This window comes from Vibrio sinaloensis (genome assembly GCF_000808535.1).
Lineage (GTDB): Bacteria > Pseudomonadota > Gammaproteobacteria > Enterobacterales > Vibrionaceae > Vibrio > Vibrio sinaloensis_D.
On sequence record NZ_JWLV01000012.1, the window covers coordinates 1 to 25,919 of the forward strand.

Annotated in this window: 26 protein-coding genes and 1 tRNA gene; 6 read left to right on the forward strand and 21 right to left on the reverse strand. The window is 45.3% G+C overall.

Translation table 11 applies throughout. The features are described 5' to 3' along the window. Positions 1-154: 154 nt before the first annotated feature. The 15 genes from RJ47_RS08730 to RJ47_RS08800 all read right to left on the reverse strand — a co-directional run bounded on the left by RJ47_RS08730 (position 155) and on the right by RJ47_RS08800 (position 16,093). Entirely contained in the window at positions 155-1,288 is a 1,134-nt protein-coding gene (locus tag RJ47_RS08730) for a flagellin (protein WP_039483321.1), read from the reverse strand. A gap of 539 nt (positions 1,289-1,827) precedes the next feature. Continuing rightward, complete coding sequence (locus RJ47_RS08735) at positions 1,828-2,967, reverse strand: flagellin (RefSeq protein ID WP_038139742.1); 1,140 nt, start codon at positions 2,965-2,967, stop codon at positions 1,828-1,830. Between the two features lie 360 nt (positions 2,968-3,327). Further along, positions 3,328-4,521 carry a flagellar hook-associated protein FlgL gene (gene flgL / locus RJ47_RS08740; RefSeq protein WP_005474762.1) on the reverse strand — a complete coding sequence of 398 codons (1,194 nt, stop codon included), beginning with the start codon at positions 4,519-4,521 and terminating at the stop codon, positions 3,328-3,330. A 9-nt stretch (positions 4,522-4,530) separates the two neighbouring features. After that, the gene (gene flgK, locus RJ47_RS08745; RefSeq protein ID WP_038139372.1) at positions 4,531-6,405 is read right to left on the reverse strand and encodes a flagellar hook-associated protein FlgK; all 1,875 of its coding nucleotides are present in this window, start codon (positions 6,403-6,405) and stop codon (positions 4,531-4,533) included. 124 nt (positions 6,406-6,529) lie between these two features. Beyond that, positions 6,530-7,444, reverse strand: coding sequence for a flagellar assembly peptidoglycan hydrolase FlgJ (gene flgJ, locus RJ47_RS08750; protein WP_005474787.1), 915 nt, complete (start codon positions 7,442-7,444; stop codon positions 6,530-6,532). A 10-nt stretch (positions 7,445-7,454) separates the two neighbouring features. Further along, positions 7,455-8,546: a flagellar basal body P-ring protein FlgI gene (locus RJ47_RS08755; protein WP_039483323.1), complete on the reverse strand. Its 1,092-nt coding sequence runs from the start codon at positions 8,544-8,546 to the stop codon at positions 7,455-7,457. A gap of 65 nt (positions 8,547-8,611) precedes the next feature. After that, on the reverse strand, positions 8,612-9,394 hold the full coding sequence (flgH, locus tag RJ47_RS08760) for a flagellar basal body L-ring protein FlgH (RefSeq protein ID WP_005474785.1): 783 nt from the start codon (positions 9,392-9,394) through the stop codon (positions 8,612-8,614). Positions 9,395-9,418: 24 nt separating this feature from the next. Next, on the reverse strand, positions 9,419-10,207 hold the full coding sequence (flgG, locus tag RJ47_RS08765) for a flagellar basal-body rod protein FlgG (protein WP_005474814.1): 789 nt from the start codon (positions 10,205-10,207) through the stop codon (positions 9,419-9,421). A gap of 20 nt (positions 10,208-10,227) precedes the next feature. Then, positions 10,228-10,977 (reverse strand): flagellar basal-body rod protein FlgF, encoded by a 750-nt coding sequence (flgF, locus tag RJ47_RS08770; RefSeq protein ID WP_005474764.1) that lies wholly within the window; start codon positions 10,975-10,977, stop codon positions 10,228-10,230. A gap of 214 nt (positions 10,978-11,191) precedes the next feature. Further along, positions 11,192-12,508, reverse strand: a complete 1,317-nt coding sequence (flgE, locus tag RJ47_RS08775) for a flagellar hook protein FlgE (RefSeq protein ID WP_039483325.1) — start codon at positions 12,506-12,508, stop codon at positions 11,192-11,194. A 43-nt stretch (positions 12,509-12,551) separates the two neighbouring features. Further along, positions 12,552-13,262, reverse strand: a complete 711-nt coding sequence (gene flgD, locus RJ47_RS08780; protein ID WP_005474714.1) for a flagellar hook assembly protein FlgD — start codon at positions 13,260-13,262, stop codon at positions 12,552-12,554. Positions 13,263-13,279: 17 nt separating this feature from the next. Then, on the reverse strand, positions 13,280-13,696 hold the full coding sequence (gene flgC, locus RJ47_RS08785; RefSeq protein ID WP_005474748.1) for a flagellar basal body rod protein FlgC: 417 nt from the start codon (positions 13,694-13,696) through the stop codon (positions 13,280-13,282). Beyond that, positions 13,697-14,095: a flagellar basal body rod protein FlgB gene (gene flgB / locus RJ47_RS08790; protein ID WP_039483329.1), complete on the reverse strand. Its 399-nt coding sequence runs from the start codon at positions 14,093-14,095 to the stop codon at positions 13,697-13,699. 233 nt (positions 14,096-14,328) lie between these two features. Next, positions 14,329-15,156, reverse strand: a complete 828-nt coding sequence (locus RJ47_RS08795) for a protein-glutamate O-methyltransferase (protein ID WP_005474806.1) — start codon at positions 15,154-15,156, stop codon at positions 14,329-14,331. 10 nt (positions 15,157-15,166) lie between these two features. Continuing rightward, positions 15,167-16,093, reverse strand: coding sequence for a chemotaxis protein CheV (locus tag RJ47_RS08800; protein WP_005474824.1), 927 nt, complete (start codon positions 16,091-16,093; stop codon positions 15,167-15,169). 79 nt (positions 16,094-16,172) lie between these two features. Between RJ47_RS08800 and flgA the strand changes: the two genes are divergently transcribed. From flgA to RJ47_RS08815, 3 genes are all read left to right on the forward strand, one after another. Further along, on the forward strand, positions 16,173-16,919 hold the full coding sequence (flgA, locus tag RJ47_RS08805) for a flagellar basal body P-ring formation chaperone FlgA (RefSeq protein WP_038139383.1): 747 nt from the start codon (positions 16,173-16,175) through the stop codon (positions 16,917-16,919). A 95-nt stretch (positions 16,920-17,014) separates the two neighbouring features. Further along, positions 17,015-17,329, forward strand: a complete 315-nt coding sequence (gene flgM / locus RJ47_RS08810) for a flagellar biosynthesis anti-sigma factor FlgM (protein WP_005474802.1) — start codon at positions 17,015-17,017, stop codon at positions 17,327-17,329. Between the two features lie 17 nt (positions 17,330-17,346). Further along, complete coding sequence (locus RJ47_RS08815) at positions 17,347-17,772, forward strand: flagella synthesis protein FlgN (protein ID WP_039483333.1); 426 nt, start codon at positions 17,347-17,349, stop codon at positions 17,770-17,772. Positions 17,773-17,849: 77 nt separating this feature from the next. Here RJ47_RS08815 and flgP read toward each other — a convergent pair whose 3' ends face one another. Next, on the reverse strand, positions 17,850-18,281 hold the full coding sequence (gene flgP, locus RJ47_RS08820; RefSeq protein ID WP_005474707.1) for a flagellar assembly lipoprotein FlgP: 432 nt from the start codon (positions 18,279-18,281) through the stop codon (positions 17,850-17,852). An 8-nt stretch (positions 18,282-18,289) separates the two neighbouring features. Further along, entirely contained in the window at positions 18,290-18,925 is a 636-nt protein-coding gene (locus RJ47_RS08825; protein ID WP_038139387.1) for a FlgO family outer membrane protein, read from the reverse strand. A 202-nt stretch (positions 18,926-19,127) separates the two neighbouring features. On the opposite strand from RJ47_RS08825, the gene RJ47_RS08830 reads away from it, so the two are divergent. The 3 genes from RJ47_RS08830 to RJ47_RS08840 all read left to right on the forward strand — a co-directional run bounded on the left by RJ47_RS08830 (position 19,128) and on the right by RJ47_RS08840 (position 20,966). Beyond that, positions 19,128-20,222 (forward strand): flagellar assembly protein FlgT, encoded by a 1,095-nt coding sequence (locus RJ47_RS08830; protein WP_005474712.1) that lies wholly within the window; start codon positions 19,128-19,130, stop codon positions 20,220-20,222. A gap of 51 nt (positions 20,223-20,273) precedes the next feature. Then, positions 20,274-20,350, forward strand: a tRNA-Arg gene (locus tag RJ47_RS08835). Between the two features lie 109 nt (positions 20,351-20,459). After that, positions 20,460-20,966 (forward strand): Fe3+-citrate ABC transporter substrate-binding protein, encoded by a 507-nt coding sequence (locus tag RJ47_RS08840; RefSeq protein ID WP_038139392.1) that lies wholly within the window; start codon positions 20,460-20,462, stop codon positions 20,964-20,966. A 53-nt stretch (positions 20,967-21,019) separates the two neighbouring features. Here RJ47_RS08840 and RJ47_RS08845 read toward each other — a convergent pair whose 3' ends face one another. From RJ47_RS08845 to RJ47_RS08860, 4 genes are all read right to left on the reverse strand, one after another. Continuing rightward, on the reverse strand, positions 21,020-21,991 hold the full coding sequence (locus RJ47_RS08845; RefSeq protein ID WP_038139394.1) for an OmpA family protein: 972 nt from the start codon (positions 21,989-21,991) through the stop codon (positions 21,020-21,022). A 383-nt stretch (positions 21,992-22,374) separates the two neighbouring features. Further along, on the reverse strand, positions 22,375-23,802 hold the full coding sequence (gltX, locus tag RJ47_RS08850) for a glutamate--tRNA ligase (protein WP_038139397.1): 1,428 nt from the start codon (positions 23,800-23,802) through the stop codon (positions 22,375-22,377). Between the two features lie 99 nt (positions 23,803-23,901). After that, the gene (locus RJ47_RS08855; RefSeq protein ID WP_082016331.1) at positions 23,902-24,543 is read right to left on the reverse strand and encodes a DUF2057 family protein; all 642 of its coding nucleotides are present in this window, start codon (positions 24,541-24,543) and stop codon (positions 23,902-23,904) included. 66 nt (positions 24,544-24,609) lie between these two features. Next, a complete protein-coding gene (locus RJ47_RS08860; RefSeq protein ID WP_038139399.1) occupies positions 24,610-25,686 on the reverse strand; it encodes a porin in 1,077 nt (358 codons plus the stop codon). Positions 25,687-25,919: the final 233 nt, after the last annotated feature.

A 25,919-nucleotide genomic window follows, 5' to 3' on the forward strand; every position in this document is an offset into this window, starting at 1 on the left:
GTCTCTCCTTCCGCACCATTATTTAGAAAACCCAGCTTTTTAGCTGGGTTTTCGCTTATTTGAGCTTTAGGAATTGCTCTATATCGAAAAAAAACCAGCCGAAGCTGGTTTTGTATTTTAGAGTCATGACTTTAGATTGCTAAAGGTTATTTCCTTAGCCTAAAAGCCCCAACGCTGAGTTGGGCGCTTGCTTTGCTTGAGCTAACACTGAACTTGATGCTTGAGTCAAGATCTGAGACTTGGTCAGTGCCGTTGTCTCTTTAGCAAAATCGGTATCTTTGATTCGGCTCTTAGACGCGTTCACATTTTCGTTAATGTTATCTAAGTTATTGATCGCATGATTAAATCGGTTTTGGAAAGCACCGAGCTCTGCGCGATGGCTATCAACAAATTTCAGTGCTGCATCAACAATCGCCACAGACTGCTGAGCACCACCAACGCTTCTCACATCAATGGTATCCACGGTGACTGCCTGTGCCGCACCAATGTCAAGATCGCTCGCTAAGCTGCCTCCAAACGTCGCAGCACCCTCTACTTTGTTGTTATCGGTAAACAACTGCAGTTGGCCATCTTCGTCAACAGACGCTTTCACAAAGTCGGTTTGACCGTTGATATAAGTAGCAAGCTCTTCAATATCATCACCCGCTTTTGCATTGATCTCGATATTTTGCTCTTCACCAAATTTGTCCGTTAACGTGATGGTTAAGTCGTTAGCACCACTTTGAACTGCCCAGTCGGCATCTTGTCCATTTGCGGCAACATAGCTATTGCCGCCCATCATGGTGTTGTCGCTACGCATGTTTTTCATTGTCAACATCACGGCTTCACCATTATCCGCACCAATCTGGAACGATTTGGTTGCGAAGGTACCGTTAAGCAATTTATTGCCACCAAACGACGTGGTTTCAGCAATACGATTGAGCTCGTCATTTAGAGCGGTGATCTCTTCTTGGATCGCGACACGTTCAGACTTGGAGTTTGAGCCGTTAGCAGATTGAAGTGACAAGTCACGCATACGTTGAAGTATGTTCGTTGTCTCGTTCATCGCACCTTCCGCTGTTTGCGCCATCGATATACCATCATTAGCATTTCGAACGGCAACATCCAAACCTCGGCTTTGAACGTTCAATCGATTGGAGATCTGTAGACCTGCAGCATCATCTTTTGCGCTGTTGATCTTAAATCCAGAAGATAGTCTTTCCATTGAAGTTTGTTGAGCATTGGACGCGGCATTCAAGTGTCTTTGTGCTGTCATCGCTGCAACGTTGGTATTTACATTAACCGCCATAGTGGTCTCTCCTATTGATTTTCCGTTACCGGAACTTCGGTCAAGCTTTCCGACGTCTCGGAAAACCAATGAGTTCTCTCAAAGTAACTTCTATAGCGACAATTAATTGCTCAACTTTAGAGCAAAAAGCGGATTAAATAGGCGATTTCGGTCTATATCATTGAAAGTATGATCGAATAAATAAATATGAAATTTGATGCTAAAGTTTTGCCCAAATTGGTCGGGTGACATTATCGAACAAGACTGGATGGAGATGACAGCAACAGCTCTCGGTGTTGGTGCGAAAAGTGATGGGAACAGCACTAGGAACGGAGATTACAGATAAAGAAAAGCCCCTTTTCCTTTGAGAGAACCGGGGCTAGAGGGTAGCCATGCAATGTGGAGATCGAGAGAAATGATCATAGCTTGGCTATTTGTCACATAGGCATCACGATTGAGAGACAGGGTGTGAGAGAGAGTCTCTTAAACGCTAACCTATGCTTGCCGCAATTTCCTCACTAGCCCCACGTCTGGGATTACGCTAGTGAAGCATATTGCTACTACTGCAATAGTGACATTGCAGAGTTCGGCAACTGTTTTGCTTGAGCCAATATCGAAGTACCAGCTTGTTGCAGAATTTGTGCTTTGGTCATCGCCGTTGTTTCTTTCGCGAAGTCTGTATCGCGAATTCGGCTGTTCGATGCCTCTACGTTTTCCTGGATGTTAGCCAGGTTGTTGATACTGTGGCTTAGTCGGTTTTGTTTCGCACCCAGGTCAGCACGCTGAGAATCAACATACTGTAGCGCCGAGTCGATAATACCAACCGCATTTTGTGCGCCACCTACGCTTCTTACATCAATACTCTGAACGGTAGTTTGAACACCAGGACCACCATTGAGACCCAACTCACCCGCTAGACCACCAGAGATACTTAGGTCACTCTTAAGCTCAGCTTGAGATGCGAAGAGTTGCAGTTTACCTTCCTCATCGACAGACGCTTTTACCAGATCAGTCTGACCGTTGATGTAAGTGGCCAACTCCTCGATATCGTCACCGTCTTTCGCCAAGATATCGATAGTAACCAGATCACCATCTTTACCTGTGAACTCAAGCTTGAGGTCTCGTGCATTTGCCGGCACGCCCCAGTCTTTGCCTTTCCCTTGCTCAGAGATAAAGCTTTGACCGCCCATACGGAAGTCATCAGCACGGATGCTTGTTAAGCCCATGATGATAGCCTCACCAGAACTCGCACCGATTTGGAATGACGCCTCACCAAACGTACCGTTAAGTAGCTTACGACCACCGAAAGATGTGGTTTCCGCGATACGGTTTAGCTCGTCTTGTAGCGCCGACACCTCTTCATTGATCGCAGTACGTTCAGAATCTGAGTTAGTACCATTGGCAGATTGTAGCGATAGGTCACGCATACGTTGCAGAATGGCTGTCGATTCGTTCATCGCACCTTCAGCCGTTTGCGCAATCGAGATACCATCGTTGGCGTTACGCATCGCAACATCCAGACCACGAGACTGTGCTGTTAAGCGGTTGGAGATTTGCAGACCCGCCGCATCATCTTTCGCACTGTTGATCTGTTGGCCTGACGACAAGCGTTCCATTGAAGTATTCAAGTCACCTGTCGCTTTGTTCAAATAACGCTGTGCGGTCATTGCCGATACGTTAGTATTTACTGTTATGGTCATAATTTGCTCTCCTAGTGAGTTCGCAAGTGCTTGCGAAGCGGCCAGCTTAATCTCATTTGGAAGCACTGACCGTAAATGCCTTGCTAAGCAGACAACTGCTTAAAACGTGTTTTTCACTCTACTCAGAACAATTCAAGTTGTGTGCCAAGTTTAGAAAAACAACGGTAAATTTATTTAATTACGTTTAATCAACAACTTAAAGCAACTCAAATACGACTAGTTCTTTAGTTTGTTTTTTGTCCATTCTGAACGGCAATGGTTTTGCCGCTCACTTGCCACCTGATTGCCGTAGCGATCGCTCCGTACTCGTCAGGGTTGGTTATTGCGCTTAAGGCATTGCACTTAAGGCGCTCATCCACACTAGATGTAGTTGAACAAGGTTAGGTCTTTTGTTTTACCAAACGCTTGTTGTGACGCTTGCAAAGCTCGCGAGTTCTCATTGAACTCGATAATCGCCGCCGCATAATCCAAGTCTTCAAAGTTACTTTTCGACTTGGCTAGCGTCATTTCAAAATCCGCGTGTTGCTCTTCTTGAATATCAAGCGTATTCAATCGAGCACCCACATCGGTTCTCGCTTTGTTCAAATGAATGAACGCCGCGTGGAATTCTTGAGTCACTTGATGAAGCTGCGCTGTGTTCGATGAGTCGGAGACCGAACCAGACGACAAGTCCATCGCTTCTTTGAAGGTTTCAAAAATACTGTAGGTACGACGCGGCTCTAACTCGATCGCATCCCCTTTCGTAATCTGACCTTTCACTTGAATCGTGACATCTTCATATTTGATGCCCTTACTCGGGTCAAACGTGTCGGCTTGTACAACCGAGCCATCACGCTCAAGCTGATAACCATACTTGCCATTTGGCATATCGACGAACGTCACTTTGTAAGTAGACTGATCATCGGGGTTCAAATTAATCGCACGCTCTAGCAATAGTTCAGAGGCTTCTTGTAAGTCGTACTTTGGAGAGAAATCACCAAAGGGATTATCGATCTCCATAAATAGCTTGCTGCCTGGGTCATTGATTGGCATTTCAAGACTGTTTGAAATCTTCATTTTGCGCTGATAGTCGTCACCGGCGTAGACCACTTCCGCATCTTTATCGCGGAAAAATGGCTGATTCTTCGGCTTAGTCCCGGCAAAAATGTAGTTACCCGACTCATCTTGAACATTCACCAAATTGAGGAAGTTGTTTGCTATCTCTTCAATCTCGCGACGTTTGGCAAAGCGGTCTTCCGGAGATAAGGCACCGTTGATCATTTCCATGACCGTACGCTTAGCTTCATCCGCAAACTCTTCTGCGTTAGAGATGATCACTTCATGGTGTTCAAGGCGGTTGCGAGTTAACACAATGGCATCGCTGTATTGGCGAAGCTGCTCTTTTTGTTGGCCAATATTTTGGATGTAATGCGTCGCAAGCGGATCATCGCTCGCTTTCATTAACTTTTTACCCGATGCTAGCTGCGCTTGATTGTGATGCACCTTACCTTCTTGGCGGCGCAAATCGTTTTGCACGGATTGGTAGTTATGAAAACTGGAAATACGATTCAACATTTACCCCTCCTATCTCAACGCCAAAATAGTATTAAAGGTGTCGTTTGCCGCCTGCATGATGCGCGAAGAAGCCATATAAGCTTGTTGGAACTTCATCATGTTTGCCGCTTCTTCATCTAGGTTTACGCCAGAGATTGATGCGACACGCTCCTGCGCAGCCTCTTTCTCCAAGCGTGATACGTCCGTTAGTCGTGATGCCGTCGACATCTGCAAGCCCACATCGGTATTTAAGTTGTGGTAAATGTCCAGAATGGTCGACTCGCCATCGTTGAGCTTTTTCTCTGTCTGGATATTTTGCATTTTTAGCAAGTTGCCGTTGTCACCCTCAGATGGGACAAGGTTTGCCGTAAACTTATCGTTCGGCAACGCGCCTCCGGTGAGTTCGAAGGTGGTGTTTTGAACCGTCACAGGGCCAGAAGGCGGATAGTCTTGCGGCTGCATAAGAATTTTGCCTTTCGTGTCAGTAACGGCAAACTGCTTCCCATCGGGTGAAACGATAACCTCGAACTCACGCAAATCCCCCACCTCATCAATACGAAACTTCGCGCTACCTTGAGCAAACGTTGTCGAGGCTTCATAGCTTTGGGCGGCAATATGCGATGGGTCGTTGGTTTCCATTTTGATTTGCGCCGCTGAGTTACGGGTAGGACGAATCAGTACGCGTTCCCCTGCAGCGAGGTCTTGACGAATATCAATCCGAATCCCATCTAAAGTGATGGCATCATCGACGACCGGAACCACAAACTGCTCACCACTTGGTCGAGTTATGTAGTAGTCACCACCGCTGTACTGCAGTGAGTATTCACCTGCCACAAGCTGACTGGTATCTTCGATATACACCGCAAGGTCAGCCTGAGATTTTGACGATGTCACGACACGAGACTCAGCAATAATATCCGAGTTCACATCAGTAAAAATGAGGCCACCAATGTCACCGCGAAGATCTAAACCTTGCGACTGTAGTTTGTTGATGTCGTATGAAAACGCGGCGGCCATCTTGCCGAGCTCATCCATTAGCTGAGGAATTTTTTCATCCCTCATGGTTAGCATCGCGCCCAGTTTTCCATCAATGTCTTTTGAGGTAATGGCCTTGATACCTTTACCTTCAATCATTGCTAGGCGGCGTTCGTGAACATCAGGATAACCATCAATCATGGTTAATTTACTGGCTTCCGTTCCCGAAACGAGCGTGTGACCATTGCCAATGTGGACATTGAACCCCTCTGCATTTTTACGAGGTGTGACCGTGACTTTGGTGTATTCAGAAAGCTCGTTGATGAGCTTTTCATGTTGGTCCATAAAGTCGTTATGAGGCCCAGGTGTACGCATCATTAAGCGGTGGATATCACGAATCTCGAGCGCAAGCTGGTTGATTCGCTCAATACCCAAATCAAGCTTTTTATTCGTTACGTCTGATTGGCGGCGAACGGTTTCGTGGAAGTCATTGAGGTTTTGGGTGATCAGTGTTGATTTCTCAAGCACCACTTTACGCGCACCCACATCGTTCGGTGAATCGGCCAATGACTTAACCGCATCAAACCACTCATTGATGTTTTCAGGAATCTTTTTCGAAGAAACGGAAGAGAGCATGTTAGACAGCATCTCTAGATTGGCTTCATCATCCAGTTTGTGGGCATGGTTCGTGGTGGACATATTGAGTTCGTTAACGGCAAACTGATCCCATGAGCGGCGAACTTTTTCCACGTGGACACCCATACCGTAGGTTTCCCCACCGTATTGACGCGGTATATTTGTCCCCTGCACCACAGACTGACGGCTGTAACCCTCTGTATTTGCATTAGAGATGTTATGGCCAGTAGTGTTGAGTTGTCTCTGAGCCGTAAGGACACTTTGTGAACCTAAACTCAGTAGATCAGACGCCATATTGCCCCCAAGAAACCTTTAAAAATCAGTGTTAACTGAACATCTAATGATTTAAAAGCAATATATGTGCCATTTTGAGATTGTAGAGAATAGAGACTAAAAAGCTCACCCGAAGGTGAGCTGTTTACATTTGGTCGATTTTCGCTTTTACCCGCAAGACTTTGTCTGCGTAGTAAGGGTCTGTGGCGTAACCAGCTTGATGAATACCACGAATAAACTGTTCATCATTGCCGCCATGGCGCAAAGCGGTGGTATAGCGCGGGTTTTGATTAAGGAAACGAACGTAGTCGTTAAAGCTCTCTTCAAAACTGTTGTAAGAACGGAAAGCCGCGTTCTCTTTAACCGGCACACCTTGATGGTATTCCAGCGTCTGAGTAGCCACTTTATCACCGCCCCAACTTTTATCTGCTTTGATATTGAAGAGGTTGTTACTGCTGCCGCGGCTGTTGCTCACCAGTTTTTGTCCCCACCCTGTTTCCAAAGCAGCTTGAGCGAGTAACAGTGACGAATCCACGCCCAATGCACGTGCCGCTTTTTCAGCGTACGGTCGCATTGAATCAACAAAAGATTCAGGACTATCAAATGAATGCTTAGGCTGAGCACGTGTAACTGATACGGTTGTCATTGCATCGTTGGCACGTGACTCTCTAACCTGATCCACTTTTTGCATCATAGCTTCGAAATCGACGTGTTTGTTCGCCGCCGTCTGGTTTTCAACACTGCCCGACGACAGCTGAGCAACGATCATATCCGCAAGACCAAGCGAGCCTGATGAGCTCAACTCACTCGACATCTGCTCATCCATCATTTGACGATAAAACTGCTGATTTTGGCTGTCCATTAGACCAGATTCAAAACTCGCGTTTGCATCACGCATGGATTTGAAGAGCATCGAAGTGAAAATTGCTTCAAACTGTTTCGCCGCGGCGGTCAATGCCGCTTTTTCGCCGCCTTCATCCCCTTCAACCGCTTGTTTACGAAGCTTATCCAGCCCAGCGATGTCGTGAATGAAGCCAATGTCATTGCCGTTATTAATCATGCTCGGCTCCTTAGATAATGATCAGCTGGCCTTCAATGGCTCCGGCTTGCTTAAGCGCTTGCAAAATGGCCATAAGATCCGATGGTGCTGCACCGACTTCATTAACCGCTCGAACGAGATCATCCAGCGTCAGACCTGGCTCAAACTTGAACATTTTGCCTTGCTCTTCCGTCACTTGAATATCAGTATCGGGAACCACCATCGTTTCACCACCACCAAATGCGTTCGGTTGACTGACATTCAGGTTTTCTTTGATCGCCACCGTCATTCCACCATGCGTCACTGCAGCAGGCTTTAAACGAACATGCTTACCGACAACGATCGTACCAGTACGCGAGTTAACAATAATTTTTGCGGAACCTTCAGCTGGGTTGAACTCTAGGTTTTCAATTGCCGATAGGAATGCCACTCGTTGAGAAATGTCACGAGGGGCACGGACTTTAACCGAGGTTGCGTCCACAGGAGAAGCCATTTGAGGGCCCAAGAAGTTGTTGACCGCATCCGCCATGCGTTGGGCCGTAGTAAAGTCCGATTCTAGTAAGTTAAAGGTGATGTAATCGCCACGACCAAAGGGGGTTGGGATTTCTCGCTCAACCATCGCACCATTTGAAATCATCCCCGCGGTTGGGTTGTTACCGACGATTTTCGACCCATCGGCACCTGTTGCGCTAAAGCCACTCACTACAAGGTTACCTTGCGCCACCGCATACACCTGACCATCAAGACCTTTCATCATGGTCTGCATCAGAGTGCCGCCTCTAAGGCTTTTTGCCGAACCGATAGAAGATACCGTCACATCAATGGTTTGACCTTGCTTCGAGAAAGCCGGCAATTCAGCCGTTACAATCACGGCAGCGACATTTTTGGTTTTAGGCTTTGTTCCAGGTGGCAACTGAATGCCAAAACTTTGCAGCATCGCATTAAAACTTTGATCGGTAAAAGGCGTAGACTCACCTGTACCCGGCAGACCTGTAACCAAGCCATAGCCTACCAATTGGTTGCTTCGAACACCGGCAACTTGCGCGACGTCTTTGATACGCGCTGCATAAGCCTGCGTTGATAGCAACGTTAAGCTGGTGATAAGTAGAATCAACGTCTTCATGGGATACCTTTACCTTAACTCGGGTTACGCTCTTGTCGATGCCAGAAAAGCGTCGTTAAGCGAGATTAAAGTGATACATTGAAGAATCGTGCCAAAAAGCCAGGTTCTTGCATGTCTTGTTGTGTGCCAGTGCCTGAATACTGGATTCTAGCGTTGGAAACACGGTTAGAGGCAATGGTGTTATCAAACGAAATATCATCAGGTCGGATGGTTCCGCTAAGACGAATGTATTCATCACCGGTGTTGAGAGTTAACCATTTTTCACCACGAATCACCAAGTTACCGTTGCCCAATACTTCAATCACTTCCACCGTAATTGAACCCGATAGGCTATTGCTTTGGTTGGCACTGGCATCACCCGCAAAGGTATTGGTGTTGTTTAGGTCATATGAAAAATTGTAGTCGCCGCCAACTTTCAGCTCCTGGCCACCGACAAATAGAGGCTCCATAGAGGAATCGTTCTTTTTCGACATGTCCGCATTGGCACTTTTTGCCGCTTTGGTTTTTTCATCGAGCGTGACGGTAATGATGTCACCTACGCCGCGCGGCTTTGAATCATCATACAAACTGCTTGTACTTGCGGAGTTAAACAGCGAACCCGTCTCTGCAGCGTAATGTTCGCGTTTGTGTTTAGGGTGGATTGGTGCCCACGCAGGGTCTCCGGCAACCGGATCATTTCTGCCACGCAGAGTATCCACAATGCCGCTTTGGTCATCACCAGATTTGTCACCCTCAACAGCATCTACGGTCGTTGTACCGCCAATCACATCCGGCGTTTCAACAGGTGGCTCTAACATCGTACAACCCGACATCACAGTCACAACGAACAAAGCAAATAAACGGTTCATGCTAATTACCTCTCGCGTCAAAGATTAAAGTTGTTGGTTCACAAAGCTCATCATCTTGTCGACTGCCGAGATAACTTTTGAGTTCATCTCGTAGACGCGTTGAGCTTCAATCATGTTGACCAACTCTTCTGTCACATTGACGTTTGATGTTTCAAGCATCGATTGACGAATGTCACCAAATCCATCAAACCCAGGAACGCCTTCTTGTGGGTCACCACTTGCACCCGTCGGTAAGTAAAGGTTCTGACCTACTGGCTCAAGGCCGCCTGGGTTAATAAAATCAACCGTGGTAATCTGCCCAACCACCACGTTGTTTTGCTCACCACGAACACGCACTGAGACTTCACCGTCTGTGCCCACCGTAATACTGATGGCATCTTCTGGAATCACAATTTCAGGCTGTAAATTGTAGCCCGAGCCTGAAGTCACGATGGCACCTTCGTCATTGACGGTAAACTGACCATTACGTGTATAACCAATGTTTCCATCAGGCATGAGGATTTGGAAAAAGCCATCCCCTTCGATCATCATGTCTAGGCTGTTATTGGTTGTTTGCGTGTTACCTTGAGTGTGCACTTTTTGTGTCGCGACAACTTTCGAACCTGCGCCTAACATCAAACCCGATGGCAGTTCGGTATTTTGCGATGACTGGCCACCCGGTTGATTGATGTTTTGGTAGAACAGATCTTCAAACACCGCACGGCTTTTCTTGTAACCAACGGTTGAGGCGTTTGCTAGGTTGTTCGAAATGGTTGAAATGTTGGTTTGCTGAGCATCTAAGCCCGTTTTACTTACCCATAATGCCGGATGCATAATCTTCTCCTAAATCTCTATTAGCTCATACGAAGCAGAGAATCTGACGATTTGTCCATCTCTTCTGCTGTGCTCATCATCTTCACTTGCATTTCAAACTGGCGTTGCAAGTCAATCAGGCTGGTCATTTCACCGATAGCATTCACGTTACTACCTTCAATTGCGCCTGTGAGCAGTTTTACACCGGCATCCGCTTCGTATGCCGCATTAGGATCTTTAGCTCGGAATAAGCCATTAACATCTTTGAATAGTGATTGATTGTCGGTATTTGTCAGCTTGATGCGATCGACAACTTCGATGGCATCCGCTGGTGCACCTTGGGGTACGACCGAAATCGTGCCATCTGTGCCGATCTCAACTTTACTAAGAGGAATAGGCAGGGTGATTGGAGCGCCTGTTTCCCCTAGCACTAAGTTGCCATTACCACTGACAAGTAAGCCGTTCACATCAATCTTTAGGTTGCCATCACGAGTCAGGCCCTCTTTGCCCGTTTTATCGAGCACCGATATCCAGCCATTGCCTTCAATCGTTACATCGAGATCTCGTCCTGTCGTAATAACACTGCCTTGTTGGAAATTATGCCCTGGGCGCTCTGTCATGCTAAATACTCGAGTCGGTAGTCCTTCTCCGTATGCTTGCATCGAACGAGCTTGCGCCAAATCAGCACGGAAACCCGTGGTACTGACGTTTGCCAAGTTGTTTGCTCTAAGCTGCAAAGCCTGCATATTTTGCTTGGCTCCGCTCATAGCAAGATAGAGTGCGCGATCCATAATTTGCTCCAAAAATCACAATTCGGATCAATAAATGCAATTGCAATGCCAACTTTAATTTTACTTTAAAGTCAATAATTTACATGGACAACAAGGAGAAAGGAGGCAAAAAAAGATAGGGATGGCGGTATGCGGCAATAATAACAAGCTGATGATTGCCACCAGCTTGCCATTCAGATTATTGCACGATGCAGCCTTGTTAGATTCGCTGAAATTATCGAATCTGCAGGATGTTTTGTTGCGTTTGGTTATGCACTTCAAGTGAACGAGAGTTCGCTTGGAAGTTACGTTGAGCTGTAATGAGATCCACTAGCTCTTGGGTCATATCAATGTTGGATTGCTCCAACGTACCACTGTTGATAGAACCGAAAGAGCCTTTGTTAGACTCACCCCAGATCTTGTCACCAGAGAACTGAGTAGCATCCCACTGAGTGCCACCTTTCTTATCAAGACCTTGCTCATTCGCAACGCGAACCATAGCGACACGGCCCAAGGTGATATTTTCACCATTCGAGTATGTGCCAAGGACGCTACCATTTTCATCAAAATCCACTTTGGTTAAGAAACCCGTGGTTGCACCATCTTCATCAAACTTGGTTAGCTCGAAAGGAGCGGCAAATTGTGTCGCACTATCAAGGCCGAAGGACAACGTTTGACTAACATCAGCACCATTTAGGTTAATCGCATTTGGATCATCAGGGCCTGTACCACCTAATGGACCAGAAACGATATTATTGCCGCTGTTAAGGCTGGCTAATGTACCATCGTTGTTGAACTTCATTGTGTGACCCACATGACCTGTTGGCGTTGTCGCATCACCACCAAGAATGTTAACAGGCTTTTCACCCGCACTGTCGGTCACGGTGTAGTAGGTTTGCCACGTGTTCGCTTGTGTTTGATCCTTCAAGTAGTAGGTTGTCAACTTATACGACTGACCCATAGAGTCGTAAATTGTCGATGAAGTTGAACGGTTGTACGTTTCAGGATCGGAGTAGTCAAACAGGGTTGGATCTTTTAGATCGCCACCCGCTGGCAAGTTTACACCGACTTCAATATTGGACGTTTGCTTTGGTTTGCCGAATTCTTTTGGAATGTTAATTGGCGAAGGCTCATATGAGAGAACGTCACCCGTATCGCCATTAACTTGATAACCTAACAGGTATTCATCGTTCGCTGTTACCATGTAGTTATCTTTGTTCAGGTGAAACGCACCGTTTCGCGTTAACTCATTAGTCGTCGGTGTTAAACGATCTTTTGCTACCGCAAAGAAACCTGTACCGCTGATACGCAAATCCATTGGGTTGTTCGTGTAAACGCTCGACCCTTCGTGGAATTGCTGAGCTACTTTTTGCGCTTGGACACCACCACCTGGTGTTGTTTTAGCGTTTGTAAACAGTGAGTTAGAGTAAACATCACCAAACTCTGCACGCGACTCTTTAAAGCCGAATGTGTTCGCGTTTGCGATGTTGTTACTGGTTGTATTCAAATCTAATTGAGCAGCGGAAATACCGCTTAATGCAACATAAGACATTCCAAATTCTCCTATCTAGCTAGCATAGTTGCTTTTACAAGCGTTACGCTTTACCAACTTCTAGTACTTCAGCAAGTCGAACTGGCGACTCAAAGCCAGCCAGATTGAGCAGTACGTTACCATCACCTTTACCCAGAAGAACGCTGTTGACGTTTGCATAAGTCGAAACTTCAAACTCTTTGCTTTCTCCATCAAGTAAGCCCGCAGCTCTCACTTTGTACTTACCTGCCGGCAATGGATTACCGTTTGAATCTTTGCCGTCCCATTCGACGCGGCTATCACCCGAAGGCTTAGACCCCGCATCAAAGGTACGAACGAGCTGCCCCATTTGGTCTTCTATTCGAACCATCAAGTTATCAACGGCTTGAGGTAGCTTAACCATGGCAGCCATACTGCCGTCATCTTTTTTCACACCAGCAGCACCCGGAATCAACACATCACGTCCAACCAAGGAAGAGGCTTGAAGCGCTTGATTTGAAGTCATCGAAGCATTCAAACTTTCAAACTGGTTATTCATTTTGCCGATGCCGTCTACTGTCGCGAATGACGCCATTTGTGCAATCATCTGGTCATTGCTGACCGGCTTAAACGGATCCTGTTGAGAAAGTTGCTTCGTGAGCAAAGATAAGAAGTCTTCTTGTTTAAGATCCTGCTTACCTGTGGTCTCATTTGGCTTATTCTTGTCCTGAAGCTGTTTAAGCTGGTCGATATAGGACAAGCTGCTTTGACCAACATTGTTAATGCCATCGGCCATATGTTACCCCCTTATCCCTATTGACCCATCTGCAGCGTACGCAGCAGCATTTGTTTACTTGCATCTGCCACTTGCACGTTCGTTTGGTACGAGCGAGAAGCAGAAATCATGTTTGCCATTTCTTCCATCACATTGACATTAGGCTTGTAGATATAGCCTTCGTCATTCGCGAGCGGGTGATCTGGGTTGTATTCCGCACTGAGCGGTTTATCGCTTTCCACGATACCCATAACCTTGACTGGCACAGTATGATCGTTGCCATACTTAGCCTTACTTAACTCCGCACCAAATACAGCGTGGCGCGCTTTGTATGTATCTTTAGCCGAGCTAGACACGCTGTCTGCGTTGGCTAAGTTACTTGAAGTCGTATTTAGACGAACAGACTCAGCGCTCATGGCAGAGCCAGTAACATTGAAGACGTTGAATAAGCTCATCTAGTTACTCCCTTTTAAAGCTTTCGTTAAGTTCTTGAATTTACTTCCTAGGAAGTCAAGTGAGGCTTGGTGTCTTATTTGGTTTTGCATAAATAGATTACGCTCCAAATCAACATCCACAGTATTGCCATCACCTGTGTCAGGTTGGGTTGGAAGACGATACATCACTTCCCCTGTCACGCGAGTAGAGGCAGGAATATGCCGACTATCAGTACGGCTAAGACCAATGCTTGCCCCTGATGTTGCCGCCTGCAAAGCCCTCTGGAAGTCCATTCCTTTCGACTTATACCCAGGCGTATTCGCTTGAGCAATATTGGTTGAAATAACCTCAGCATTGCGCTCACGAAGCCCAACAGTGTGTTGGTGAATACCTAAAGCATTGTCGAATGAAATAGCCATGTTAACCTCTACATAAAGAACTGACCGTTACTAATGAAATACAAAGCAAGTAGCGTACCAACTTTAAGGAACAAGATACTTCACTTCGATCTCGACAAGTAATCCAGCAAAAAATACGCCAAGTTTAGATTGCTAAAAGATTGGAATGTCATCATTGAGTATACAAGTTATTTATCGACAGCAACAAAAAAGCCCAGCACGTCAGGCTGGGCTTAATAATTTTGCATGTCGGTTTATTTGAGCTTGTAAATGATACCTGGGTTACAGCGAACCATTTCAAAACGATCAGTCAGCCCGGTCAATGACTCAGAAGCACCAAGCAACAAGTAACCACCTGGGTTGAGGCTATTAGCCATCTGATTGAGAACCTTAGACTTCATGTCTGGCGAAAAGTAAATCAACACGTTTCGACAAAAGATAATATCGAACTTGCCAAGCAAAGCGTAACTATCCATCAGGTTTTGAGGACGGAAATTCACCAAACGCTTGACGTTATCCTTTACTTTCATTCGACCATCGCCTGCGTCTTCAAAGAAGTTGCGACGGCGCTCGGGTGAAAGGCCGCGACCTAGTGCAAGGTTGTCGTAGATCCCCGCTCGACACATGTCCAACATACTGGCAGAGATGTCGGTTGCCGTTATCGACGTGCTCGGCAACATGCCAGGTTTGCGCTGTTGGGTCTCCAAAATAGTCATCGCCATTGAATACGGCTCTTGACCAGAAGAACTTGCCGCAGACCAGATTTTGATTGGGCGCTTATTAGCCGCAACTTCCGGTAATAGCTTGTTCGCAAGCACTTCAAAAGGATAAGTATCACGGAACCAAAGCGTCTCGTTAGTCGTCATTGCGTCAACGGCAGCAACGCGTAACTCTCGATTACGTCCCGTCACGACATCTCGTAACAAGTCAGACAATGAGCCCAATTTGAACTTAGTCACTAACGGGCTCAAACGACTTCTCACTAGGTACTGTTTGCTATCACCCAATACGATGCCACATTGAGACTCTAAAAAACGGCTGAAATCACGATATTCTTGATCGCTTATAGTTATCGCTGTCATTAATTTCTCTTTATTCTGTCAGCGCAGTTTTCACTGCATTACCAAGCTCATCCGGGTTAAATTTGGCGATGAAAGAGTTCGCGCCTACCCGCTCGACCATCGCTTGGTTAAATACACCACTCAATGATGAGTGCAGGATAACATATAGATTTTTTAAATCCGCATGGCGACGAATTTCTGCAGTCAATGTGTAACCATCCATCTCTGGCATCTCAATATCAGAAATCACCAAAGAGATTTGATCGTAAATGCTGCCCTCAGCGGCCATCTCGACCAATTTTTCGTACGCTTCTTTGCCATCTTTCACGGCAACAACTTCGAAACCTAACGAGGTAATAGCACGCTCAACTTGTTTTCTTGCTACCGTCGAGTCATCCGCAATAAGAATACGACGAACAATCTCTTTCTCGGTTTCAACTTGAGCAATTTCTTCGCTGATCGCTGAATCCATGGTCTCGTCAACTGGTGCGATTTCTGCAAGGATTTTTTCAACGTCAAGAATTTCGACAAGTTCGTTGTCAATATTGGTCACTGCCGTTAGGTAGTTGGCTTTACCCGCACCATCAGGCGGTGGAAGAATCGCTTCCCAGTGCATGTTGATGATACGCTCAACAGAGGTCACAAGAAACGCTTGGATGGTACGGTTAAACTCGGCAATAACGACAAATGCTTTGTCTACGTCTGTTGTAGGACGACCGCCAATGGCTAAACTTAAATCAATAACTGATACCGTATGGCCACGTATATGAGCAACACCTTTTACAAGAGGGTGTAAGTTTGGCATTGAAGTAAGCTTAGGGCACTGAAGTACCTCTTTTACTTTAAATACGTTAATACCGTAACGCTGACGCCCCATTAGACGAAACGTTAGCAGTTCCAATCGGTTTTGACCGACGAGTTGTGTACGCTGATTCACGGAATCAAGAATACCCGTCATAAGCTCATCTCCATCTCAAACTTTCATGCTAAAAAAATGGTAGTCTACTGAAGACCATGAAAAAAACCAGAGAAACAGAATGATGTATTCAAAATCACACTTGTGCTCTTTTTCCATAACTAATTGTAGAGCTTTCTATAAAAAGTTTTATAAGTCTATCGGCTTTTTATTCTTTTTCTTGAGTTTTTCAGCGACATCAGCAACAGAAAGTCAAATTTCTCTCATTCAACAAGCCGCCGAGCAACATATCTTGGATAACATAGAGAGCCCGGTTGGCGGCAATCTAAATGCAAAAGCCGCCTCTATAGATAGTAGGATCTTTGCCACAGATTGCCCGACTGGTTTGCAAACCTCTTCTACATCGACAAATCCAAATGCCAGCAATATTACGGTTTTGGTCGAGTGCCAAAACGATAACTGGCGAGTCTATGTGCCAGTGCGCCTCACAAGAACTGGGCCACAAGTAACCTTGACCACACCACTCTCAAGGGGGCAAATCATTGCTTCCACTGATGTCACTATTAGTATGGTAGACTTGCAACGCTATAGGCGGCAAGGCTTTTCCACTCTAGATGCCGTAATTGGTGCAAAAACAAAAAAAAATCTGCGTAGCGGCGAAGTAATTGAAGAAAATGATATTTGTGTCGTCTGCCGAAATGAAACGGTCACCATCAAAGCGGTCAAGTCAGGAATGGTGATCACGACAAAAGGGGTCGCACTGACAGATGGATCTCATGGCGAACAGATTAGAGTGAAAAACAGCAAATCAAATCGTATAATAGAAGGACGCGTAACCGGAATATCTGAAGTCACTGTTGTATTCTAGCGTTATTTCCCTAACACCCTTAAAAAAACGCTAAAGTTATTTCCCGTAAAGTCGATATGGACGGTACAGGTTTTTAATATTGAAAAGGCTCAAATATGGCAGGCATAGATAATATTCGTTCTGGTCAAACGATGACAACGTCGACAAGTCGAAGCGCAGTACGAAATGACAAACCCACTTCAGATACCGAATCGGCAAAAAAATCCACCGTTGCCCAAGACTCTGTTTCATTAAGTACACAGGGCAAAGCAGTCGGAGAAATGCACTCACAAATGGCCAGTCAGCCTAGCTTTGATAAAGCGAAGGTAGCGGCAATTAAAGAAGCGATTGCAAATGGGTCTTATACCGTTGATCCTGAAAAACTCGCTGACAATATGATGAAGTTCGAAAAAGAACTCGGTGGTTTGTAATCTAGAGATTTTCTTTTATGGCAGCACTGCAAGGATTAGTTGAATTTCAACTCAAAAACGCGGAAGAGCTTTCTCAACTTCTTGGGAAGGAGAAAGTCGCCATTACCAATAGAATCTCTAAAGATATTGAGCGGATTGCCAAGCAGAAAATAACGTTGATCGAGCAGCTACGGTCGACTGATGAGCGTATCGCAAAGCACCCAGACGTTGAAAGCCTGTCGACCAATCCAGAGTTGAGCCCTCTGGTAGAAAAAATCCGTCAGACAATCACTGAGTGTCAGCAAGTCAATGCCATAAATGGTGAAGCGCTACAACGAGCGCAGCTTAGCTTCAACAAACTCAATAATTTGATGCAGCAATCGCAAGGAAAACTTGGGATGACGTACACAGCGGAAGGTCAAACGAGAAATGTATCGACGCTGGGTACCAATATTAAAGCCTGATTTCCACACAGCTTCCAAACATTAAAAGTAAAAGCGGCAAAAATTGCCGCTTTTTTTGATCGGAGAGGTAGAGAGTTTTAGAACAAGGTTTGCTGCCTTTTTTCTGGAACTTGTTGGACTTCGCCGTAATCGCGCAGTTTATTCATTTTTTGGATATCCAAACGAAGCTCTGTTACATAGCTGTCTCCAACTTTATAGCTTCGCACAACCTCTGCACCACGGATAACGCCATCAACCGCTCCCGAAGTAAGTTCAGTACCTAATCGTTGATCTTTAAGATCAGCACGCCCGCTAACGCGCATTCCATAGACTTGCTCAGCCAACTCTCGGTAAGCATCAATTTTGGATGCCCGCATAGCACGCACTTGCTTCTCTTCTTCGTTACGCCCTTTTTGCTCACTAATGCTGGCATAGCCGACCGCCGTAAGCCAATCTTCAGCTCGCATGGTGCCCAACGGCTGGCAACCAACCATCATCATCACAATCGCGAGTAGAAATACCTTCTTCATATTAGCTCCTATGGACGTAGAATTACGGTGTATGGTTGAGTAATGGTTGGATCGGAGCGGATAAGCACCCCATCTTGCGTACGGATGCTATTAAGCGTATCCAAATCGCGACCAATGCGATCAGCAGGTAAGAATCCTTGCGCTGTTGCCACAACCACTCGTGACTGCATTCCCACAACTCGAGCATTCACGAGAACACCACCTTCTTGGCGGAGCATAGTGCCTGTCAAAACATACTGAATGTCTTGCTCTTGAGCCAAATCTTTCCAATCGCGACTAAAGGCAAAATCACCTTGATGAGTCACTTGAATCGACCCTGTCGTTTTAAAATCAACGACCTTAAACCCACGTCTCTGAAACTGATGGATAAAACCTTCGGATACCGAGTTTCCTAGCCAGTTCGTCGCGTCCATATTTTGCAAGTCAACAAATGAGGTGACCGCAATAGGCGTGCGGGCAGACACACTGGTATTCGAAATCATTAAGTCTTCCGTCATACTTTCAATAAAAAAGTCAAGAGTATGACGCGGACTCTCCATCAACATAAACTGGGAACCTGGATAAGGTTCTTTACCGTTGTATATTGGCGCATAGGCACATGCGGTCAAAAACACCACCGGCACTAACATTAACCATCTTTTCATTCTCTAATCTCCGATACATTATGGCTCGAGCGAGTGATCTTTTAGCTCTCTTCTAAAAGTGGAACGCTCTTTGCTTTCCTCAACTGTGCAACGATTAAGAAAAGCGTCACCAAAATTAGCTAAATATTAACAAGCAAAAAATGAACCAACTTGGTACACAGATATGAAAAGAACATTTCTCCTAGCTATAGTTAGCCTATTTATGAGTACTTTCACTCATATTGCCTCTGCTGGCTGGTACGAAGTAACGGGGACGGCAACGGTGGTATCTTCGGAGGAAGTCGCCCGTGTACACGCTTTAGAAGATGCGCTGTATAAAGCATTCAAATATTCTGGGGCAGACATTGGCAGCATTTCAAACCTGCGTCCTATGCTGGAAAGCGATCGCAAGGAGTATCAGTTTAGCAACAGTGAAGTCCGTTATATCTTGGTCGATGAGCAGAAGATTCGACGCGGCGTCATGGTAGTCAAAGCAAGAATCGATATTTATCCTTCGGCAACAGGTTGCCACGTCGATCAATACAAAAAAACCTTCCTGGTCGGCAATATTGATCTTCTCTCTCCTCAACAAGCCGTAATGGGACAGGTCTATAATATCGGTGACGATTTCGCCAATGTGATTAACCGCCAGTTAGACCAAGAATCTGAAAGCTTCGTGTCCGTTGGTACCACTGACTATGAGATTGATAAACGTCACCCAGAGCGTTTGAAGATGATTGCCGAAGATACTGGGGCTCAATACATTATTGGCGGAAAGATTTCGGATCTGACAGCAACAATCGAGCAAAACCTATTGAAAGATGATGTTATTAATCGCCAGTTTGCTTTAGAAATGACCATATTTGACGGCAAGACCGGCAATGAGGTCTATAACCGTAACTATCGTGAAGTCGCCCGTTGGCCGTTCCCGAAAACCAGTCAGGTCGATACCAAGAGCGCGCGCTTTTGGGCATCAACCTACGGCGATATGATGCTAAGAATCAGCCGTAATATCATGTTGGATCTCGAGTCGGAAGTTTCATGCAAAATCACTCTGCCAGAAGTGGTCGCGAAATGGGGGAATACCATTACTATGGATTTAGGACGCATACACGGTGTTGAAATGGGTGACAAGCTTCAACTTTGGCATACGGGCTCGTTCATTGATCAACGTGGTTTGCCGCGCAACAAGGTTACAGAAACGGATATTACGCTGACCGTATCACGTGTTTACGAAAATGAAGCAGAGCTTATTGTTGACCAACCAGAAATGGCCACCAGCATACAAATTGGCGATGTAATGCATAAATTACTGTAAATCAAAACCTTATTTGTAAAACGAGCGCAATTTTTATTAGAATGAGTGCATGCTCCCGTGGCACAGCTGGATAGCGCGATCCCCTCCTAAGGGATAGGTCACAGGTTCGAATCCTGTCGGGAGCGCCATATTTAGGGCAGAAAGCTATTTTTCTTTCTGCCCTTTTTCATATCTGAACTTCAACAACTCTCTCCTTTCATCTAGAATGACTATTAACAAAGTTATCGATAATAGCAGATGAAAAAGAGCAATCTAATCACCAATACGGGTCACCGCTTTATTTCAAAAGCCAAAACCGCGTTTAAGATTCACATTCATACGCCCGATGATAAAGTGCTCCATCGCTCTGTGGGCTACATTCGAATTGGTGAAAAAAAGGGACTTAAAAAAGCAATCAAGCTTCGCAATGAACTTGGCGCCGAGATGTGGGGCAAGTTTTGGCGAAGAATCCTCAAAGACCCTTATTTGATGACGCGTCTTCCCCACTCATTAGAGCCCAAAATTATTTTTAAGCCGCGCCCAACGAAGGCACATCCAGATGCTAAAGACGAATGCTATATCGCGGCTTGGCGAAACTATGATGAAAACGGCAAATTGATCTATCAGAGTGTTGTTTGCTCCATCAAAAAGCATGGACGTTTGGCGGCATACACTAAAACCAAAAAGGCTTTACTCGAAGCAAACAAAGAGAATCTTGAAATACTGGAATATATGGGACGCTTAAATAGCATTGACTTGAAGTAAAAAAGCCTTGGTGGATACCAAGGCTTTTTTCATTATGAAGCAGAGTTTATTGCTTATTTCTCTTCGTACTCGAAACCTGGAACTGTCATTTCTACACGACGGTTCATCATACGGCCTTCTTTGGTCTCGTTTGAAGCCACAGGGTTGTTTTCACCTTGGCCACTAACCGTGATACGTGAAGCATCAATGCCTTGCGCTTCTAGCTCGTTAGCGACGGCTTGAGCGCGCTTCTCAGAAAGCTTCTGGTTGTATGCTGCTGCACCTGTTGAGTCAGTGTAACCAACCACCTCTACTGTCGATTGTGGGTATTGGTTCATGAACGCAACAAGCTCGTTCAGCTTCTGAGTGCTTTCTGGTTTTAGCTTAGAGCTGTTCAACTCAAAGTTACCTGAGCCTACAAGTTGAGTATTGAATGATTTCATCACAGGCGCTGCGACAACAACTTCTTCTACCACTGTTTCTTCAACAACCATCACCTCTTGTACTGGCTCTGGTGTTGGCTCTGAGCTACCACCAAACTTAGTACGGAAACCAAGTGTGAATGAGTTCGCGTGGAAAGAAGATACATCGATATCGATGTTGTTGATGTGTTGGTACTCTGCTTGAATGTCGATGTTTTCAAACAGGCTGTAGTTCAAACCAACAGCACCAAATAGATTTTCATCATCTTTGTTGCCGTACTTAACGAACGCCGCACCTGCTTTTACAAATAGATCAATGTCTTCGTTCATTGGGAATGAAAGACGTGGTGCAATCGTGTATGCCGTAAGACCTGCGTCTTTGTAGCCTGCACCCGTTGTTTCACCAAGCGTTTCCAGTCCACCTTCAATGGCAACGTACTCATCCACTTCGTAGCCTAGGAATGAACCTAGTGCCCATGAATCTTCATCACATGAGCTAGAAGAAGAAGTACATAAGTTGTTCAACCAAGACACACCCGCTTTTGCGCCTAGGTAGAATTGAGCATTCGCCGACGCCGAAGCTACAAGAAGAGTTGTTGATATTACCGCTGCTAACTTTTTCATTATTATTTCCTTATTGATACGCAAAATATACATCACGTAATTTATCTCACACTCAATAACAAACTGTTACGGTATGAACAGTTAATAAGATATACCTTATCTCATTATTAGTACAAATCGAATGACAACATAATTAACGTTTATCGACAAACCTGTACACATTCTCACTTTTGAAACACAAAACTAGACCAAGTTGGGAGGTTATTAACTGTTGTATTTTCAATGATGTACTAAATCTGATCTCAACCAAGTAGCCCTTCTCGTTGCTCAACGAAACAATCATGCAAATATGCAGTGACAGAAACCTCCTTAACACAGCAAATAAAATTGCGCGCAAAAAAAAGCCGCAGTATTTACACTGCGGCTCAACCTTATCGGTGTTGTTATGCGTTTGCTTCACGCTCAGCGATGAATTCAAGCGCCATCTTGATACGAGCAACACAACGCTCTTTACCAATCTGCTCCATAACAGCGTCAACAGATGGAGACTGACCACCACCCGTTACTGCAACGCGCAATGGCATACCAATTTTACCCATGCCGATTTCTAGCTCTTCACAAACAGCGGCAATAACCCCTTCTTTAATGTTTGCCGTTGTCCACTCTGCTAACGCTTCCGCTTTAGCAAGAGCAAGCTCTAGAGGCTCTTTGGCAACGCCGCGTAGGTGCTTCTTCGCCGCACCCGCTTCAAATTCTGAAAAATCTTCGTAGAAGTAGCGAATTTGCTCTGCCAGCTCAACAAGAGTGTTACAACGCTCACCAACCAGTTTGATCACTTCTGTAATTGCAGGACCGTTTTCAATATTTAGGTTCTGGTTATCTAAATGCCACTGCAAGTGCTCTGCAACATATTCTGGCTCAGAGGTCTTGATGTAGTGGTTGTTCAACCAAAGCAACTTGTCGGTGTTAAATGCCGATGCAGATTTAGAAATAGCATTGAGCGTAAACAGATTGATCATTTCTTCACGAGAGAAGATTTCTTGGTCGCCATGAGACCAACCTAGACGCACTAAGTAGTTATTAAGTGCATTTGGTAGGTAACCTTCATCGCGGTATTGCATCACTGAAACAGCGCCATGGCGCTTAGATAGCTTCGCACCGTCATCACCCAAGATCATTGCACAGTGAGCGAAAGTTGGAACCGGAGCACCCAGAGCTTCATAGATGTTGATTTGACGAGGCGTGTTGTTGATGTGGTCTTCACCGCGAACAACATGCGTGATGCCCATATCCCAGTCATCGACAACAACAACAAAGTTGTAAGTTGGCGCACCGTCGGTACGACGAATGATTAAATCGTCCAGCTGGCTGTTAGATATTTCAATACGACCGCGAATTTGGTCATCAAATACTACGCTGCCTTCTTTCGGGTTACGGAAACGAACCACAAATGCGTCGCCTTCTTTCGCCGCTGCATTTGCCGCCACGACTTTAGGGTGATTAGCATCGTAACGTGGCATTTCTTTCGCCGCTTCTTGCTCTGCGCGGATTTCTTCAAGCAGCTCTTTAGACGCATAACACTTGTATGCTTTGTCTTCAGCTAGCAGCTTGTCAATCATTTCGTTGTAACGGTCAAAACGCTTTGATTGGAAGTAAGGACCTTCATCCCACTCAAGTCCCATCCACTGCATACCTTCAAGGATCGCATCAACCGCTTCCTGAGAGTTACGTTCTAAGTCAGTGTCTTCGATACGTAGAACGAATTCACCGCCTTGAGCTTTAGCGTATAGCCATGAGTAAAGTGCAGTACGCGCACCACCAACGTGAAGGTAGCCTGTTGGGCTAGGAGCAAAACGAGTTTTAACCGTCATGTATAAATACCTTGATTGTCTAGATGACCGCACGCCCTAACTTATCGAGGGCAGTGCCAAAATTGCGCGTTATTTTAGCACCGATATGCAAATCTACAATCAATCGTTGATATGTTTTACCGCCCAAGCGATAAACTCTTGGCGCTGTTGTGGCGACATAGACAAGAAATCACTTTGAAGCGCGCTGGTGGATGCTAACTTGGTCGAACTCGTGCTTGAGTTTAACGGTTTATCCAACACCACTTGATTTCGAACCATATTCTCTTGAATCGCCGCTTTGCCACCAGCTTGATTGTAACCAGCGAGCATTTCGTCATAGTCTTTTATCAGCGCAAAAGTCTGATCAAAAATGATGTCCGTTGTGACATCCACCTGTTGACCGTTACGAGTCACTTTTACACTGGGTTGTTTTTCAAAGTTACGAACCGCTCGCTCATCACGAATCGCAAAGGGCGTTTCAAACTTCAACGTTTCGTCATTGGCAGTAAACTTCACTACCATTGGCAATGAATTGAACTTGCTTTTACCCCCATTGCCATCGACGAGCGCAGTAACTCTTAGTAGTAGTTGGTTCTCTCCGTTGGCAATTTTCAAATCACCTTTGCCACGATTCGGTATCTGGTTAATGTTCTGATTGACCGCCAAAATCTCAACGCGATTATCCGTTTGAATCGTAACTTGAGCGTTGGCCAAACTGGTTACAAAAGCCATCAATACAACAGCTAAACTCTTCTTCATCATTATTTATCTCTCTAGCACAAACGGAAAAAGGCGGACAACATTGCCCGCCAAGTCTTAATCAAATGATTAGAATGTCCACTCAGTACCCACGCGGATCATAAGATCATCGTACTCTTTACCCGCTAGTTCAGTGTCGCTGCGGTATGTGCCGCTATGCTGTGCGATACGAACGAAGGTGTAAACAGAATTCATTGAGTAGCCAACTTCACCAGTTACTGTTGTAAAATCAAGTTCTTTATCAGACTTGCTATCTGTGTCACCAGTTTGGTTTGCGTAACCTAAACGGAAGTTGAAATCACCCATAAAGTAGTTGGTTTGCAGAGAGAATGCGTCGATTTCACGTTCTTCATAAGTGCCACCTTTCTTGTCAGCTTCAAAACCAGCCGTTTTGTATGCACCAGCAACGTTCCAGTTATCCATTAGATTGAATTGGAAGCCACCGAAGAATGCGCTTGTATCGCCAATTAGATCAGTATCAAACTCAGTTTCATTTGCCGCTTCGAATGCCGCATGAACTGTTAGTCGATCGATAGGCGTAACAGAAACAGAGCCACCAACAAACATTGAGTCAGCAGAGTTTGAGCTACCGTTACCACCCGCTAAGCTAAACTTCACCATGTCACCAAACATTGGTGAATCGTAACGTCCCATTTGGCTCTTACGGTCAAAGTTAAAACGCTCGCCAGCTCTCCAACCACGGTCAAATGTTGTACCCATGTTTGACGCTGAGTACGGCCAATCGACTAGCTCATACATTGGCGTTAACATGCGACCAAAGCGTACTGAACCCCAATCGTCACCACGGAAACCCACGAACGTATCACGGTTACCGAGCTTAGCACCGTCATCCAAGACCCAGCCTGATTCAATTTGCATGAATGCTTCTAAACTATCGTTCATGGTTTTTGCTGCGCGGAAACCTACTCGAGATTCGTTCTCTAGTACCATTCCGTCGCCATCAACTTCTTTACCGGTAGCATCAAACTTTTTCGCGTTGTAATCCACAGCTGAAATAGACACTACACCATACACTTCTACGTTTGCATCGTTTGGATCACCAATCATATATGCATGCGCAGTACCAGCGGCCATGGTAGTTGCTGCAATCACTGCGCCTAGTAGAGTCTTTTTGAAATGAGACATAAGATTTAACCCCTATTTAAGAATTTTAATTTCCTTTCCCTTGTAAAATCGCTAACTCACTGATTTTGCAGGGGGACTATTTATGGACGGGGAGAATGTTGGCAAACTTTTTTCGCGTTAAGAAATCAAAGCAAAAATAGTCTGCTCTAGTTCAAAATCAAAAAAGAACAATAAACAAAAAACGTTTATATACAGATAGTTAGGAGAATTTATTTTTTCGACAAAAACGTCAA

Coding starts and splice junctions, on each gene's coding strand:
- RJ47_RS08755 (WP_039483323.1), bottom strand. CDS start 8,546: ATGAAGACGTTGATTCTACTTATCACCAGCTTAACGTTGCTATCAACG.
- RJ47_RS08860 (WP_038139399.1), bottom strand. CDS start 25,686: ATGTCTCATTTCAAAAAGACTCTACTAGGCGCAGTGATTGCAGCAACT.
- RJ47_RS08830 (WP_005474712.1), top strand. CDS start 19,128: ATGAGTACTTTCACTCATATTGCCTCTGCTGGCTGGTACGAAGTAACG.
- RJ47_RS08815 (WP_039483333.1), top strand. CDS start 17,347: ATGGCAGCACTGCAAGGATTAGTTGAATTTCAACTCAAAAACGCGGAA.
- RJ47_RS08795 (WP_005474806.1), bottom strand. CDS start 15,156: ATGACAGCGATAACTATAAGCGATCAAGAATATCGTGATTTCAGCCGT.
- flgL (WP_005474762.1), bottom strand. CDS start 4,521: ATGTTGAATCGTATTTCCAGTTTTCATAACTACCAATCCGTGCAAAAC.
- flgM (WP_005474802.1), top strand. CDS start 17,015: ATGGCAGGCATAGATAATATTCGTTCTGGTCAAACGATGACAACGTCG.
- flgA (WP_038139383.1), top strand. CDS start 16,173: ATGATGTATTCAAAATCACACTTGTGCTCTTTTTCCATAACTAATTGT.
- flgB (WP_039483329.1), bottom strand. CDS start 14,095: ATGGCTATTTCATTCGACAATGCTTTAGGTATTCACCAACACACTGTT.
- flgE (WP_039483325.1), bottom strand. CDS start 12,508: ATGTCTTATGTTGCATTAAGCGGTATTTCCGCTGCTCAATTAGATTTG.
- RJ47_RS08825 (WP_038139387.1), bottom strand. CDS start 18,925: ATGAAAAGATGGTTAATGTTAGTGCCGGTGGTGTTTTTGACCGCATGT.
- RJ47_RS08855 (WP_082016331.1), bottom strand. CDS start 24,543: ATGATGAAGAAGAGTTTAGCTGTTGTATTGATGGCTTTTGTAACCAGT.
- RJ47_RS08840 (WP_038139392.1), top strand. CDS start 20,460: ATGAAAAAGAGCAATCTAATCACCAATACGGGTCACCGCTTTATTTCA.
- flgF (WP_005474764.1), bottom strand. CDS start 10,977: ATGGATCGCGCACTCTATCTTGCTATGAGCGGAGCCAAGCAAAATATG.
- flgP (WP_005474707.1), bottom strand. CDS start 18,281: ATGAAGAAGGTATTTCTACTCGCGATTGTGATGATGATGGTTGGTTGC.
- RJ47_RS08800 (WP_005474824.1), bottom strand. CDS start 16,093: ATGACGGGTATTCTTGATTCCGTGAATCAGCGTACACAACTCGTCGGT.
- flgC (WP_005474748.1), bottom strand. CDS start 13,696: ATGAGCTTATTCAACGTCTTCAATGTTACTGGCTCTGCCATGAGCGCT.
- flgJ (WP_005474787.1), bottom strand. CDS start 7,444: ATGATTAATAACGGCAATGACATTGGCTTCATTCACGACATCGCTGGG.
- RJ47_RS08735 (WP_038139742.1), bottom strand. CDS start 2,967: ATGACCATAACAGTAAATACTAACGTATCGGCAATGACCGCACAGCGT.
- flgK (WP_038139372.1), bottom strand. CDS start 6,405: ATGGCGTCTGATCTACTGAGTTTAGGTTCACAAAGTGTCCTTACGGCT.
- flgG (WP_005474814.1), bottom strand. CDS start 10,207: ATGCATCCGGCATTATGGGTAAGTAAAACGGGCTTAGATGCTCAGCAA.
- RJ47_RS08845 (WP_038139394.1), bottom strand. CDS start 21,991: ATGAAAAAGTTAGCAGCGGTAATATCAACAACTCTTCTTGTAGCTTCG.
- gltX (WP_038139397.1), bottom strand. CDS start 23,802: ATGACGGTTAAAACTCGTTTTGCTCCTAGCCCAACAGGCTACCTTCAC.
- flgD (WP_005474714.1), bottom strand. CDS start 13,262: ATGGCCGATGGCATTAACAATGTTGGTCAAAGCAGCTTGTCCTATATC.
- RJ47_RS08730 (WP_039483321.1), bottom strand. CDS start 1,288: ATGGCGGTTAATGTAAATACCAACGTTGCAGCGATGACAGCACAAAGA.
- flgH (WP_005474785.1), bottom strand. CDS start 9,394: ATGAACCGTTTATTTGCTTTGTTCGTTGTGACTGTGATGTCGGGTTGT.